13 protein-coding genes, 1 tRNA gene and 1 pseudogene are annotated in these 12,636 nt (G+C 69.3%); 4 read left to right on the forward strand and 11 right to left on the reverse strand.

Annotated features, from left to right (window positions below):
- On the forward strand, positions 1 to 1,626 hold a 1,626-nt coding region (locus tag ACLL81_RS03430; RefSeq protein ID WP_411286946.1), incomplete at its 5' end, for a patatin-like phospholipase family protein.
- Between the two features lie 516 nt (positions 1,627 to 2,142).
- On the opposite strand, the gene ACLL81_RS03435 is transcribed toward ACLL81_RS03430, so the two are convergent.
- From ACLL81_RS03435 to ACLL81_RS03460, 6 genes are all read right to left on the reverse strand, one after another.
- Positions 2,143 to 2,541, reverse strand: coding sequence for a DUF3574 domain-containing protein (locus ACLL81_RS03435; protein WP_411286947.1), 399 nt, complete (start codon positions 2,539 to 2,541; stop codon positions 2,143 to 2,145).
- Positions 2,538 to 3,704, reverse strand: coding sequence for an isovaleryl-CoA dehydrogenase (locus ACLL81_RS03440; RefSeq protein ID WP_411286948.1), 1,167 nt, complete (start codon positions 3,702 to 3,704; stop codon positions 2,538 to 2,540). Before ACLL81_RS03440 ends, ACLL81_RS03435 begins: the two co-directional genes overlap by 4 nt.
- Positions 3,705 to 3,758: 54 nt before the next feature.
- Positions 3,759 to 4,994: a glycoside hydrolase family protein gene (locus ACLL81_RS03445; protein WP_411286949.1), complete on the reverse strand. Its 1,236-nt coding sequence runs from the start codon at positions 4,992 to 4,994 to the stop codon at positions 3,759 to 3,761.
- Positions 4,995 to 5,078: 84 nt separating this feature from the next.
- Entirely contained in the window at positions 5,079 to 6,485 is a 1,407-nt protein-coding gene (gene mgtE / locus ACLL81_RS03450; protein WP_411286950.1) for a magnesium transporter, read from the reverse strand.
- Positions 6,486 to 6,549: 64 nt separating this feature from the next.
- A tRNA-Leu gene (locus ACLL81_RS03455) sits at positions 6,550 to 6,634 on the reverse strand.
- Positions 6,635 to 6,692: 58 nt separating this feature from the next.
- The gene (locus tag ACLL81_RS03460) at positions 6,693 to 6,947 is read right to left on the reverse strand and encodes a FliM/FliN family flagellar motor switch protein (protein ID WP_411286951.1); all 255 of its coding nucleotides are present in this window, start codon (positions 6,945 to 6,947) and stop codon (positions 6,693 to 6,695) included.
- A gap of 79 nt (positions 6,948 to 7,026) precedes the next feature.
- On the opposite strand from ACLL81_RS03460, the gene lipB reads away from it, so the two are divergent.
- Positions 7,027 to 7,749, forward strand: a complete 723-nt coding sequence (gene lipB / locus ACLL81_RS03465; protein WP_411286952.1) for a lipoyl(octanoyl) transferase LipB — start codon at positions 7,027 to 7,029, stop codon at positions 7,747 to 7,749.
- Here lipB and ACLL81_RS03470 read toward each other — a convergent pair.
- The 3 genes from ACLL81_RS03470 to ACLL81_RS03480 are packed head-to-tail and all read right to left on the reverse strand — an operon-like array spanning position 7,746 to position 10,487.
- Entirely contained in the window at positions 7,746 to 8,153 is a 408-nt protein-coding gene (locus ACLL81_RS03470) for a DUF805 domain-containing protein (protein WP_411286953.1), read from the reverse strand. The genes lipB and ACLL81_RS03470 overlap by 4 nt on opposite strands.
- Before the next feature lie 37 nt (positions 8,154 to 8,190).
- Positions 8,191 to 10,167 (reverse strand): acetyl-CoA carboxylase biotin carboxylase subunit, encoded by a 1,977-nt coding sequence (locus ACLL81_RS03475; protein WP_411286954.1) that lies wholly within the window; start codon positions 10,165 to 10,167, stop codon positions 8,191 to 8,193.
- Positions 10,167 to 10,487 carry a heavy metal-binding domain-containing protein gene (locus ACLL81_RS03480; RefSeq protein WP_411286955.1) on the reverse strand — a complete coding sequence of 107 codons (321 nt, stop codon included), beginning with the start codon at positions 10,485 to 10,487 and terminating at the stop codon, positions 10,167 to 10,169. Before ACLL81_RS03480 ends, ACLL81_RS03475 begins: the two co-directional genes overlap by 1 nt.
- Before the next feature lie 54 nt (positions 10,488 to 10,541).
- Here ACLL81_RS03480 and msrB point away from each other — a divergent pair, with 54 nt between their 5' ends.
- Positions 10,542 to 11,024 (forward strand): peptide-methionine (R)-S-oxide reductase MsrB, encoded by a 483-nt coding sequence (gene msrB / locus ACLL81_RS03485; RefSeq protein WP_411286956.1) that lies wholly within the window; start codon positions 10,542 to 10,544, stop codon positions 11,022 to 11,024.
- A 42-nt stretch (positions 11,025 to 11,066) separates the two neighbouring features.
- Here msrB and ACLL81_RS03490 read toward each other — a convergent pair whose 3' ends face one another.
- Together ACLL81_RS03490 and ACLL81_RS03495 are read right to left on the reverse strand one after the other, a co-directional pair.
- A complete protein-coding gene (locus ACLL81_RS03490) occupies positions 11,067 to 12,056 on the reverse strand; it encodes a BON domain-containing protein (protein WP_411286957.1) in 990 nt (329 codons plus the stop codon).
- Positions 12,057 to 12,145: 89 nt separating this feature from the next.
- A pseudogene (locus ACLL81_RS03495) lies at positions 12,146 to 12,574 on the reverse strand (carboxyl transferase domain-containing protein); the annotation flags it as partial.
- Here ACLL81_RS03495 and ACLL81_RS03500 point away from each other — a divergent pair.
- Positions 12,539 to 12,636 (forward strand): carboxyl transferase domain-containing protein (locus ACLL81_RS03500; protein WP_411286958.1); only part of this gene is annotated, 98 nt, incomplete at its 3' end. The pseudogene ACLL81_RS03495 and the gene ACLL81_RS03500 sit on opposite strands and share 36 nt — an antisense overlap.

Here is a 12,636-nt window from a genome sequence, read left to right on the forward strand (position 1 = left end):
GCCGAGGAACTGCGGCTCCTGGCCTTCCTCGGCGTGATCCGCCCGGGCGAGCCCGCGGGCGAGATGGCCCTGATCGCCGGCGCGCCACACTCCGCCGAGGTGGTCGCCCTGCGCGACTCGGAAATCTTCGCCCTGCCCCGCGAGGCTTTCTTCGAGGCCTGCGAGGAAGACCCCTCGGTGATGATCGAGCTGGCGCGGCTGATGATCCTGCGCACCCGGCAGGCGGCCAGCCGGGGGCCCATGGGCGAGCCGTCCGTGTTCGGCTTCGTGGCCGCCGGCCAGCCGGGCCTGCTGCGGCCCACCGTCGAGCGCCTGGCCCGGGAGATCGCCCGCCTCGGCTATTCGGTGACCACCGTGGGCGTGGAGGCCGCCAGCGCCCCCACCGAGTGGTTCTCTGAGGTCGAGCGCACCCACGACTTCGTCCTCTATGTTGGCGAAACCGCCGACGCGGGCTGGCGCCAGGTGGTGTCGCGGCAGGTGGACCGGCTGTTCCGCGTGGCCCGGGGCGACCGCAAGCCCGGCCCGGACCTGGCGCTGTCGGCCTCGCCGCTGCAGGCTCAGCAGCTGGTCGACCTCATCCTGTTGCAGCCCGCGGGGCTGGCGCGGCCGCAGGGGTCCGAGGCGTGGATGGACGCCACCCAACCGGCGCGGATCTTCCACCTGCGCCGCGATCACCTGCCCGACGCCCAGAGGATCGCCCGGGTGCTCACCGGCCAGTCAGTGGGCCTGGTGCTCTCCGGCGGCGGCGCCCGGGCCTACGCCCATGTGGGCGCGATCCGCGCCTTGCGGGAACGCGGCGTCCCCGTGGATTTCGTGGGCGGGGTCTCCATGGGCGCGGTGATCGGCGCCGGCCTGGCCATGGGCTGGGACGAAGCGGAGCTGGACCGCCGCATCCGCCAGGCCTTCGTGGACTCCAGCCCGCTGGACGACATAGCCTTGCCGATCCTGGCCATGACCCACGGGGTGAAGGTCTCGCAACGGCTGGAACACCACTTCGGCGACACTCAGATCGCCGACCTCTGGCTGCCGTTCTTCTGCCTCTCCTCCAATCTCACCACCGGCGCCTATCACATGCATCGCCGCAGCCTGCTCTGTAAGGCGCTGCGGGCCTCGATCTCGCTCCCCGGCGTGCTGCCGCCGGCCACCGAGGGCAACAACGTCCTGGTAGATGGGGCGGTGATGAAGAACTTTCCCGCCGACGTGATGCGCGCCGGCCAGCTCGGGCCGATCGTCGGCGTCGACGTCTCCGGCGCGCGCAGCATCACCGCCGACGACGTGGCCCGGCCGTCGTCGGTCTGGCGCTGGCTGTGGTCCGGCGACTGGCGCAAGGGGCCGCCGATCGTTTCGCTGCTGATGCGCGCGGCCACCGTCTCCACCGGCCGCGACCTGGCGGCGGCCCGGGAAGCCACCGACGTTTTGGTCTTGCCCGACGTCTCCAAGGTCGAGATCCGGGACTGGAGCGCCTACGACGTGGCCGTGGCCGAAGGGTACCGGGCGATGATCGCCGCCCTGGACAAACTGCAACACCCGGTGCCTGAACTTCGCCGCCGCCCTAGCCTGATCGAGCAGGCCGAGCTCAAGGCCCTGGGCATTGCGACGGGGTCGCTTCGATCCGCCACGCGCTGAGCTGAGAATCCGGGGTTTGACACACCCGCGAAGCGCCCCATATTCGGGGTCTTGTTCAACAATCGAAAGGAGGTGACCCAGTGTCTCATAGTGAAAGCCGCAAGGCTGTGACCGTGACCTGGACCTCCGCTTACGGGGTCCGCGCCTAAGCCACCGGTAAGGCAAGGGGTCGCGAACCGCTCTGCGGTCCGACTATGGAAAGGCCGTCCCAGCAATGGGGCGGCCTTTCGCATTCCAGCCCTCACCTGTGAGGTCATGGACGCGCCGCGGGCGCCGGCTAAGCTGGCCGCCATGATCGCAACAACCAAGCCTGTGGGCGGCCACCTGCGCGAATGGCGTCAGCGCCGCCGCCTGAGCCAGCTCGACCTGGTGGTCGATCTGCGCTGGAACCTGGTGGCCGCCAACGCCGCCATCGGGCCGCTGCTGGACGGCGTCGACCCGGAGCTCTTGTCCGGCCGCCGAAGCCGCGACGGCCGAGGCCCTGCGGCGCGCGCACGACGCTCGGCTGGCTGCAGCCTAGAAGGCGACGCAGGCCGCCTGGGTGACCAGCATCATGCTGTCCTGCTTGAAGCGGGTTTTGTAGGCGGTCCGCACCGCCTCGATGCGCGTCTGCGCCTCGCCGCTGGGCGGCAGGACGATCAGCACCACCTTGGCCGCCTCACGGATCAGCTTGTTCTCGGCCCCCTGCCACTGGCCGCCGCCATCCAGGACGGTGAGCCCGCCAGGAAAGCGCGGGGTGATCTCCTGGTCGACGAACCTGCGCAGTTCAGCCTCACTTGCCGTGCTGGCCGCGCTGCTGCCCAGGAAGAGCTGGGCGGTGCGCAGCTGCTCCTGGCCGATTGGGCAGGTCGGGCGCTGGAAGTTGGCGCACCCGGCCAGCGAGAGCGCGATGAGCAGTCCCCCCAGCGCCCTCATCCGCCCACCAGCTCGCGGCCGATCAGGAAGCGGCGGATCTCGTTGGTGCCCGCGCCGATGTCATAGAGCTTGGCGTCTCGGGCGAAGCGTTCCACCGGATAGTCCTTGGTGTAACCGGCCCCGCCCAGCGCCTGGATCGCCTCCATGGAGACCTTCACGGCGTTCTCGCTGGCCAGCAGGATCGCAGCGGCCGCATCGAACCGCGTGGTCATGCCGGCGTCGCAGGCCTTGGCCACCGCATAGACGTAGGCCCTGGCCGAGTTCAGGGCGACGTACATGTCGGCCACCTTGCCCTGCATGAGCTGGAACGAGCCGATCGCCTGGCCGAACTGCTTGCGCTCACGCACATAGGGCAGGACCACGTCCAGGCAGGCCTGCATGATGCCCAGCGGCCCCGCGGCCAGCACCGTGCGCTCGTAGTCGAGCCCGCTCATCAGCACGCCGACGCCGCCGTTCTCCGGGCCCATGACGTTCTCTTCCGGGACCTCGCAGTCCTCGAACACCAGTTCACCGGTGTCGGAGCCCCGCATGCCCATCTTGTCCAGCTTCTGGCTGACCGAGAACCCCTTGAAGTCCTTCTCGATCAGGAAGGCGGTGATGCCGCGGCCGGCCGCCTCCGGGTCGGTCTTGGCGTAGACCACCAGGGTGTCGGCGTGCGGCGCGTTGGTGATCCAGAACTTCGTGCCGTTGAGGACGTAGCGGTCGCCGGTCCGCCGCGCCGCCAGCCGCATGGAGACCACATCGGAGCCGGATCCGGCCTCGCTCATGGCCAGGGCGCCGACGTGCTCGCCGCTGATCAGGCGGGGCAGGTAGCGGTGCTTCTGGGCGTCCGAGCCCCAGCGGCGGATCTGGTTCACGCAGAGGTTGGAGTGCGCCCCGTAGGAAAGGCCCACCGAAGCCGAGGCCCGGGAGACCTCCTCCATGGCCACCACGTGCTCCAGGTAGCCCAGACCCAGGCCACCGTACTCTTCCTCGACGGTGACCCCGTGCAGGCCCAGGGCGCCCATCTGCGGCCACAGGTGGCGTGGGAACTCGTTGTCGGCGTCGATCTGGGCAGCCAGCGGCGCGATCTTGTCGGCGGCGAAGCGCTGCGTGGTCTCGCGGATGGCGTCAGCCGTCTCGCCGAGGCCGAATTCCAGCGTGGGGCCGTGGTTCGGGATCATGGCCCGAGGGTTAGCATGCGTCGCCGCGGGCTGCGAGACGGCAGGACGCGGTGTCTAGTCGCGTTCGGCAGCCTGGCTCAGCCGCTCCAGCAGCATGTAGACGGCGCTGGCGAAGAAGCCGACCCCGGCCAAGCCAGCCAGGCCGCCCACCAGCAAGGGGTTGATGAAGCCGCTCTCGAAGCCGGTGCGGGCGTTCAGCGCCCAAAACAGGCCGCCGGCGAAGAAGGCCAGGCCGATGACCGCCAGGGTCACCAGGGATAGCAGGCTCGTCCGGCGCCGCGTCGGCGCGGGCTCCGGCCGGGCGGCCGGGAACTGGAAGGGCGCCGGATCCTCGCCCAGCGGGTCGGGCGGCGTGGCGGTCCGAGTGTCGTTGGCCGGCGCCGGGGCGTCGAACAGGCCCGGGCCCGGGGTCTCGTCCGGCTCGAAGGCGGGCTCACGCGGTGCGAACGGCCGCTCGCCCAGGTGTTCCTCGGGGTGGGTCAGGACGAAGGGCTGGTCGGCGGCGGGTGGGCTCTCCACGCGCGGGGTGATCGGCGGCGCAAAATCGGCCTGCGGGCGCGGCTCGGCCGGGTGTTCGATCTCCAGGGTCTCGCCCGGATCGGGGAAGAGGGTCTGCAGACGCGCGGTCACCGCCTCGGCCGCCGCGCGGGCCGGGCTGGCGTCCTCCTCGGGCTGGGCCGGCGCGGGCGCGGGCTCGCCCTCGCGCAGCACCAGCACCTTCTCGCCCTCAAGCGAGGTCACTAACGGCGTTGGCGCCTGGCGCGGCAGCATCTCGCGGGCGTCGGCGTCGAAGGCGGGCTTGAGGACGGGAGACGGGACCGGCACCCAGGCGCCGCCCGGCGGCGTCAGGAACAGGGCCTTCTCGGCGGCGCGGCGGCGCACCAGGGCGTCGATGACGATCCACTCGCCTTCGAAATCGGCTTTCCGCCACAGCTCCATGCCGCAGGCCGCTTGGATCAGCGCGCCCTCGTTGATCCGCTTGAGGACTGAGGAACGGCGAAAGTTGTCCAGGCCGATGTTGAAGGTGAAGCCGCAGAGCGCGTCGAACTGGTTCTGGCTGAGCGGCGTGTAGGTGAGCTCGTTCACCGTGTGCGCCACGGCGATCAGGTCGTAGAGCAGCAGGGCCTCGGCGTCCTCCTCGGACACCTGCGCGCCCTGGCGCGCGGTCTGGGTATGGCCATAGCCGATCGTCCAGCGCCCGTCCGGGAGCTCGGCCGCCTGCCAGCGATAGCCTTCGAACCGCTTCAACAGCTCGATCGCGGTCCGGGAGACTCGGTGACGCGGCTTCATGCCCTCTGACCCAGTTTGACACAGACGCGATTGCGCCAGGTCCAGCGAGGCAAGACCCGGGCCGTGTCATAACCCGCCAGGGGTTTACAACAGGATGAGCGCCGCCAGCCCCAGGAAGGCGAAAAACCCCGTGAAGTCCGTGACGAAGGTCACGAAGATCGAGGAGGAGACCGCCGGGTCGCGGCCCATCCGCTCCAACGCCAGCGGCGCCAGGGCCCCGGCCAGGGCGGCCACGAAGACATTGATCACCAGGGCCAGGCCGAACGCCAGCGACAGCCGCGCATCGCGGAACAGGCCGTAGATCGCGGCGCCGGTCAGCACCGCAAGCACCGCCCCGTTCAGCAGGCCCACGATCATCTCCCGGCGCACGGTCTGCATGGCGTTCACCGCCGACAGCTCGCGGCTGGCCAGCGCTCGGACCGCCACCGCCAGGGTCTGGGTGCCAGCGTTGCCCCCCAGCGACGCCACCACGGGCATCAGCACGGCCAGCACCGCCAGCTTGACGATCTCGCCCTCGAAGGCGCGGATCACGCTGACCGCCAAGGCCGCGGTGAGCGTGTTGACCAACAGCCAGGGCAACCGGGAGCGCACCGTCTCCCAGACGTCCGCGCCGCGGCCCGCATCGGACACCCCGGCCAGGGCGAAGATGTCTTCTTCGCTCTCCTCGTGGATCACGCCCACGATGTCGTCGACGGTGATCTGGCCCACCAGCCGGCCGCCCGGCTCCACCACCGGCGCGGAGATCAGGTGGTACTTGTCGAAGATGTAGGCCACCTCCTCCTGGTCCATGTCGACCGGAATCTCGGTGATCTGCTCCATGATCTGCGCCAGGGGCGTGTCGCGCTGGGCGCGCAGCAGGTGGCTGACAGGCGCCGCGCCCACCGGCTTGTAGGACGGGTCGACCACATAAACGTCGAAGAACAGCTCCGGCAGATCGTCGCTCTCGCGCCGCAGGTGGTCGATGGTCTGGCCGACGGTCCAGAACTGCGGCGCCGCCACCACCTCGCGCTGCATCAACCGCCCGGCGGTCTCATCGCCGTAGGCCAGCGAGGTCTCGATGGCGGCACGATCGCCCTCCGGCATGGCCGCCAGCACCTGGGCGCGCTTTTCGTCCTCCAGGTCGTCGACCACGTCGGCGGCGTCGTCGGAATCCAGTTCCTCCAGCGCCTTGGCCAGGGTGGCCGGGGCCACCGCCTCCAGCACCTCCTCGCGGATCTCGGTGTCCAGCTCGGAGAGGATTTCGGCCAGCATCTCCGGATCGAGGTGCGGCAGCAGTTCCTCGCGGTCCTGTGAGGAGAGGAACCCCATCAGGTCGGCGATGTCGGCGGGATGCAGGGCGCCAAGCAGCTCGCGCAGGCGCTCACTGTCGCCCCGGTCCAGGGCGTCGGCCACCATGGGCACGAACTCGGGATTTAGCGCGTAGTCCTCGCCGAGCGCGAAGTCTTCCAGGTCTTCTTCGCGGCTGGGAAGGTCGTCCGTTTCACGGCTCATGCGGACCTCCCTGGCGTTATGACCTACGGCGCAGCTCGATCCCTGTCGAAAAACCCTGATTCACTGGTGCGGTCGAGAAGACTCGAACTTCCACGGGTTGCCCCACAGCGACCTCAACGCTGCGCGTCTACCAATTCCGCCACGACCGCCCGTGGTGAGCCGCGGGGGTTAGCAAACGCGCGCTGCTTTGGGAAGGGCGCCGGCGCCTCAGCCCGCGCCGCCGGCCATGTAGTCGTAAACATTGGCCTCGCGGGTCACGGCGATGGAGATCTTGTCGTCGTTGATCTGGATCTCGCCGCGGGCGATGGGATGGTTATTGGCCAGGATCCAGACCTCTTCGTTGACCGTGGCGTCCAGCGGGATCACCGCCCCGCGGCCCATGCGCAGCAGCTGCTGCATGGGGAGCGTCGAGCGCCCCAGTACGACCTGTATCTCCACGTTGACGGCCTTGACCTGGCTCACGGAGGTACGCCCCTGACTTACAACTTAAATACTGACGGGCTTTGCGCAGCGCACGCCCAGAGCCCACATTGCGGCCAACATGCTTGACCGCGCGTTAAACGCCGCTTCGAAGACCCGATTCGGCCGCCTGGACGCCGTTCCGGCCGGCTGGGCGGTGTCCGCCGCCCCTGTGCCGTACCCGCAGGCCGTGGCGGCCATGGAGGCTCGCGCCGCGGCGATCACCGAGGGGAGCGCCGGCGAATTGATCTGGCTGCTGGAACACCCCGCGCTCTACACCGCCGGCGTTTCGGCCAAGCCTGCGGACCTGCTCGACGCTGCCCGCTTTCCGGTGTTCGAGAGCGGCAGGGGCGGCCAGTTCACCTACCATGGGCCCGGCCAGCGGGTGGCCTATGTGATGCTCGACCTGACCGCCCGGGGCCGCGACGTGCGCGCCTTCGTGGCCGCCCTGGAGGGCTGGGTGATCGGGGCGCTCGACCGCTTCAATGTCACCGGCGAGGTGCGCCCTGGCCGCGTCGGCGTCTGGGTGGAGCGCCGTATGTCCGGCGCGGCCCCCCGCGAGGACAAGATCGCCGCCATCGGGGTGAAGCTGCGCCGCTGGGTCTCCTTCCACGGCGTCTCGCTGAACGTCGAGCCGGATCTGAGCCACTTCAGCGGCATCGTGCCCTGCGGGGTGACCGACCACGGGGTGACCAGCCTGGTGGACCTGGGCCTGCCGGTGACCATGGATGAGGCCGACGCCGCCCTGCGCGCCAGCTTCCGCGAGGTGTTCGGCGAGATCGAGGACGCCCGCGCGCCGCTCTAGGCCGCCAGGAGCCGCTTCAGGGGATTGGGCCCATATCGGTTGGTGCCGTCCTCTCCCAGCATGGCGCCCAGCTCCACCGCCGCCCACACCAGCACGATGGCGAACAGGAAATCGAAGAAGCCATTGGGGTGCGGCCAGACCGCCACGATGGCAAACAGGATCAGGCCCGCCCACCAGCCCGACCGGCCCCGGTCGTGCAGGCGCTTCGACAACACGCAGGCGCCGCAATAGATCAGCGCCGGATAGATGAACCAGCCGGTCAGCCAGTGCAGGGTAGCGCCCACCAGCGCCTCATAGAGCGCGGCGACGCCCAGGAGGATCGCCGCGGCGATCAGCGCCGGCGACCGCGCCGCGCGCCCGCTGGCCGAGAAGAACAAGTCGCTCCAGTCGATCTGACCGTTCATCCCCTGCTCTCCCGCCGATCCGCCATCCTACCGCGGTTCACGCGAACTCCACGAGCACCTCGTCGGCCGCGACGCTGTCACCGGCCTTGGCGCCCACGGTCTTCACCACCCCGTCGCGCTCGGCGCGGATGATGTTCTGCATCTTCATGGCCTCCACCACCGCCACCGCCTCGCCGGCGCGCACCTGCTGGCCGGGGACCACGTCGAGGGTGACCACCAGGCCAGGCATCGGCGAGAGCACCATCTTGGACGTGTCGGCGGCCTTCTTGGGCGGCAGCTTCTCGTGCAGTTCGGCTGAGCGCGGGGTCAGCACCAGCACGCTGGCCTGGGCGCCGCGGTGGCGGATCACGAAGCCCTCTGCGGCGGGCCGCACGCGGGCGGTGAAGGCCCGGCCGTCGAGAACCCCGGCGAAGGTCGGCTTGCCGGGACGCCAGTCGATGTCTTCCAGCCGCAGGGTGCGGCCTTCGCCCAGGAACTCCACGGTGAGCGCCGCGCCGTTGGTCACCCGGACAGAGCGGCGCTCGCCGTTCTCGATGACGATCCAGTCGTCGCGCATCAGTTGCGGCGCGGCCCGGCGGGTCACCACCCGGTGCATGGCGCAGGCCACCGCCGCCATCAGGTCGCGCTGGAACTCGGTGGCGGCGGTCCCGTGAAAGCCGTCGGGGAACTCGTCCTTGATATAGTTGGTGGAGAGCTTGCCGGACCGGAACCGTTCCTGGTCCATCACCGCGGCCAGGAAGGGCACGTTGTGGCCCAGCCCCTCGATGTGGAAATCTTCCAGCGCGCGGCCCATGGCGTCGATGGCGGCGATCCGCTCAGGCGCCCAGGTGGAGAGCTTGGAGATCATCGGGTCGTAGAACATCGAGATCTCGTCGCCCTCACGGACGCCCGCGTCGTTGCGGACCCTGATCGGCCCGGTGTCGTCCTCGGCCGGGGGGTCGTAGCGCACCAGCCGGCCGATCGAGGGCAGGAAGCCGCGGTAGGGGTCCTCAGCGTAGATTCGGCTCTCGATGGCCCAGCCGTCGATCTTCAGGTCTTTCTGGGCGAAGGGCAGCGGCTCGCCGTAGGCGGAGCGGATCATTTGCTCGACCAGGTCCACCCCGGTGATCAATTCGGTGACCGGGTGCTCCACCTGCAGGCGGGTGTTCATTTCCAGGAAGAAAAAACTGCGGTCCTGGCCGGCGACGAACTCCACGGTGCCGGCGCTGTCGTAGTTGACGGCGCTGGCCAGGGCCACGGCCTGGTCGCCCATGGCCTTGCGGGTCTTGGCGTCCAGCAGCGGGCTGGGCGCCTCCTCGATGACTTTCTGGTTGCGGCGCTGAATGGAGCATTCGCGCTCGAACAGGTGGACCACGTGGCCGTGCTTGTCGCCGAGCACCTGGATTTCGATGTGGCGCGGGCTCTCGATGAACTTCTCGATGAAGATGCGGTCGTCGCCGAAGCTGGACTTGGCCTCCGCCTTCACGGCCGGGAAGCCCTCTTGCACGTCCTTGCGGTTCCAGGCGACGCGAATGCCCTTCCCGCCCCCGCCGGCTGACGCCTTAAGCATCACCGGATAGCCGATCTCCTCGGAGATCTTTACCGCGTGGGCCGTGTCGTCGATCTCGCCCACATGGCCCGGCACCACCGAGATCCCAGCCTTAGTGGCGAACTTCTTGCTTTCGATCTTGTCGCCCATCGCCTCGATGGCGTGGGGGTTGGGGCCGATGAAGACGATGCCCTCGGCGGCAAGCCGCCGGGCGAAGCCGGCGTTCTCCGACAGGAATCCAAACCCCGGATGCACCGCCTGCGCGCCTGTCTGGCGCACGGCGTCGACGATCTTGTCCGCGACAAGATAAGACTCCGAGGCGGCCGGCGGCCCGATGTGCACCGCCTCGTCAGCCATCTCCACCGCCAGGCTGTCGGCGTCGGCGTCGGAATAGACCACCACGGTGGCGATCCCCATCCGGCGGCACGTCTTGATGATCCGGACGGCGATTTCGCCCCGGTTGGCGATCAGGATCTTCGAAAACATCAGGCGAGTTTCACCGCGGTTCCGCTGGCCGAGACCATCAACATGCCGTTCTCGACGCCGAGGGTCTCGTAGTCGAGGTCCACGGCCACCACCGCGTCGGCGCCCATGGACCGGGCCTCGTCGCACATTTCCGAGAGCGCGATGTCGCGGGCCTGGCGAAGCGCCTTCTCGTAGCCGGTGGCCCGGCCGCCCAGGACGTTGGTCACGCCGGCCAACAGGTCGCGGAAGATGTTGGCGCCGATGATCGCCTCGCCCGTCACCACTCCCAAAGTGGCGGCGGTAGCGCGTTCGGCGAGGTGGGGTGTCGTGGCTGTGATCATGGTTCTGGCCCTCAAGTCTTCCGCATCGAAGGGCGGGACCTTAGATTGACGGCCATGAGCAATCCAGCAGTCTCCCCCACCAGTTTCGATCTCTCACCCCCTACCCCTGAGGAACGCAAGCACCTCGAGCAAGGGCTGACGCGGGAGGAAGCCGACGTCCTGCTGCATCACGGCACCGAGGCGCCGTTCTGCGGCGGCCTGCTCGATCAGAAGGATGACGGGGTCTACTGCTGCCGCCTTTGCGGATTGCCGCTGTTCGAGCACCGCACCAAGTTCGAGAGCGGCACCGGCTGGCCGTCCTTCTGGGCTCCCGTCGACGAGGCCAATGTCCGCGCCGTGAATGACACCGCCTACGGCATGGTCCGTATTGAGACCCGCTGCGCCCGCTGCGACAGCCACCAGGGCCATGTCTTCCCTGACGGCCCCGCGCCCACGCGGCTGCGCTATTGCATCAATTCGGTGTCGCTGGAGTTCGTCCCCTCCGGCGCGCCCCTGCCTGACCGCCTGGGCAGAGGCGACAACGACCACCCGGTCTAGCGCCATCCCTCCCCGTCGTGGGGAGGGATGGGCTGGAGCCTGCTAGTTCGACTTCTTGGGCGGAATCGGCGCCGTCGTGTCGCCTTCACGGGTCTGGGCTTCGAGCACGCTGTCGCCGAAACCGCTGCCGGCGCGGGTCAGGAGGCCGCCCTTGTCGACGCGCAGATTGTTCTGCACGTGATCCACGCCGGTGATCTCTTCCACCAGGCGTTCGGCGCGGTGCTTGGCCTCGCGGCTCTCCACCGTGCCCGACAGGGTCACCTCGCCACCGGAAACCGAGACGCCCACGTTGCGGGCGTCCAGCCAGGTGTCGTCGGTGAGCCGCTCGTGCACCTCGTCGCTGATCCGCTCGTCGGGACGCTTGTAGCCCTTGGGACCGAGGCCGCGGTGGCCGCGCTCGCTAATCTCGCCGGTCTCACGACCAAAGCCTTCCCGGAAGTGGCGCGGGGCGGGGTCGCCGGGCTCGTCGCGGCGCAGCTCGCCGCTGAACCAGGAGGACAACCGCTCGCCGGCTCGCTGCAGGAAGTCCGCCGGACCGTCCGGCTGGCTGTAGCGCCCGCCTTGGGGCCCGTCGCCATAGCCGCGCTCGTAGTCGTAGCCGCCGGTGCCACCGGAGGCAGGCCGCTGGGGACCGCGGGTCTGGTACCCGGCGTCAAGGTCCTGGCGCGGCGCGCGGGGCGCCTGCGGGGCATGGGGCTCGCGCTCGGGGGCGCCGTGGCGGGTGTAGTCCTGGGCGCCAAAGCTGGGCTGGCGGCCATATCCGCCCTGCGGCGCGCCGCCGACCGGTCCGCCGACTCCGCGGCCATAGTTGGCCCCCGTCTCACGCTCACCGAACACCCGATCCTGCCCCTGGTAGCCGCCGGGCTCGCCGAATCCGCCGCGCTCGGGCCCGCCGTTGAAGGTCCGGTCCTCGCCCGACCGGTCAGCGCCGCCCATCTGGTCGGGACGCCGTTCGTCGCGGCTATAGGGTTCGCGCCGGGCTTCGCGGTCGCGCCAGGTGCGATCGCGCTCGTCCATCCATTTGTCGGCCATTACGAAAGTCCTCCGTGTGGTGCTTTGCGGGGCGGGTGTGACCCCGCCTCACGGAACAACACCGGGGGCGTCGACGACGTTCCGGCGGTCTACAGCGGAATGTTGTCGTGCTTCTTCCAGGGATTGGTGAGCTGCTTCCCTTTCAGGTTCTTCAGGGCGTTGACCATCCGCCGGCGCGTACCGTGCGGCATGATCACGTCGTCGATGTAGCCGCGGCTGGCGGCCACGAAGGGGTTGGCGAAGCGGGCCTTGTACTCGGCCTCGCGCTCCACCAGGGTCTCGGCGCTCTGGTTGCGGAAGATGATCTCCACGGCGCCCTTGGACCCCATCACGGCGATCTCGGCGGTGGGCCAGGCGTAATTGATGTCGCCGCGGATGTGCTTGGAGCTCATCACGTCATAGGCGCCGCCATAGGCCTTGCGGGTGATCAGGGTGATCTTCGGCACGGTGGCCTCGGCGAAGGCGAACAAGAGTTTGGCGCCATGGCGGATCAGGCCGCCCTGCTCCGCCATGGCGCCAAACTCTTGTTCGCCTTCGCCGAGGCCACCGTGCCGAAGATCACCCTGATCACCCGCAAGGC

It is taken from the genome of Phenylobacterium sp., from assembly GCF_046590535.1.
In the GTDB taxonomy this organism is placed as follows: domain Bacteria; phylum Pseudomonadota; class Alphaproteobacteria; order Caulobacterales; family Caulobacteraceae; genus Phenylobacterium.

Bases quoted from the DNA above. Each gene is read 5' to 3' on its own strand.
- ACLL81_RS03470 (WP_411286953.1), bottom strand. From the start codon at position 8,153: ATGAACGGTCAGATCGACTGGAGCGACTTGTTCTTCTCGGCCAGCGGG.
- ACLL81_RS03440 (WP_411286948.1), bottom strand. From the start codon at position 3,704: ATGATCCCGAACCACGGCCCCACGCTGGAATTCGGCCTCGGCGAGACG.
- lipB (WP_411286952.1), top strand. From the start codon at position 7,027: ATGCTTGACCGCGCGTTAAACGCCGCTTCGAAGACCCGATTCGGCCGC.
- msrB (WP_411286956.1), top strand. From the start codon at position 10,542: ATGAGCAATCCAGCAGTCTCCCCCACCAGTTTCGATCTCTCACCCCCT.
- ACLL81_RS03490 (WP_411286957.1), bottom strand. From the start codon at position 12,056: ATGGCCGACAAATGGATGGACGAGCGCGATCGCACCTGGCGCGACCGC.
- ACLL81_RS03445 (WP_411286949.1), bottom strand. From the start codon at position 4,994: ATGAAGCCGCGTCACCGAGTCTCCCGGACCGCGATCGAGCTGTTGAAG.
- ACLL81_RS03475 (WP_411286954.1), bottom strand. From the start codon at position 10,167: ATGTTTTCGAAGATCCTGATCGCCAACCGGGGCGAAATCGCCGTCCGG.
- ACLL81_RS03435 (WP_411286947.1), bottom strand. From the start codon at position 2,541: ATGAGGGCGCTGGGGGGACTGCTCATCGCGCTCTCGCTGGCCGGGTGC.
- ACLL81_RS03480 (WP_411286955.1), bottom strand. From the start codon at position 10,487: ATGATCACAGCCACGACACCCCACCTCGCCGAACGCGCTACCGCCGCC.
- mgtE (WP_411286950.1), bottom strand. From the start codon at position 6,485: ATGAGCCGTGAAACGGACGACCTTCCCAGCCGCGAAGAAGACCTGGAA.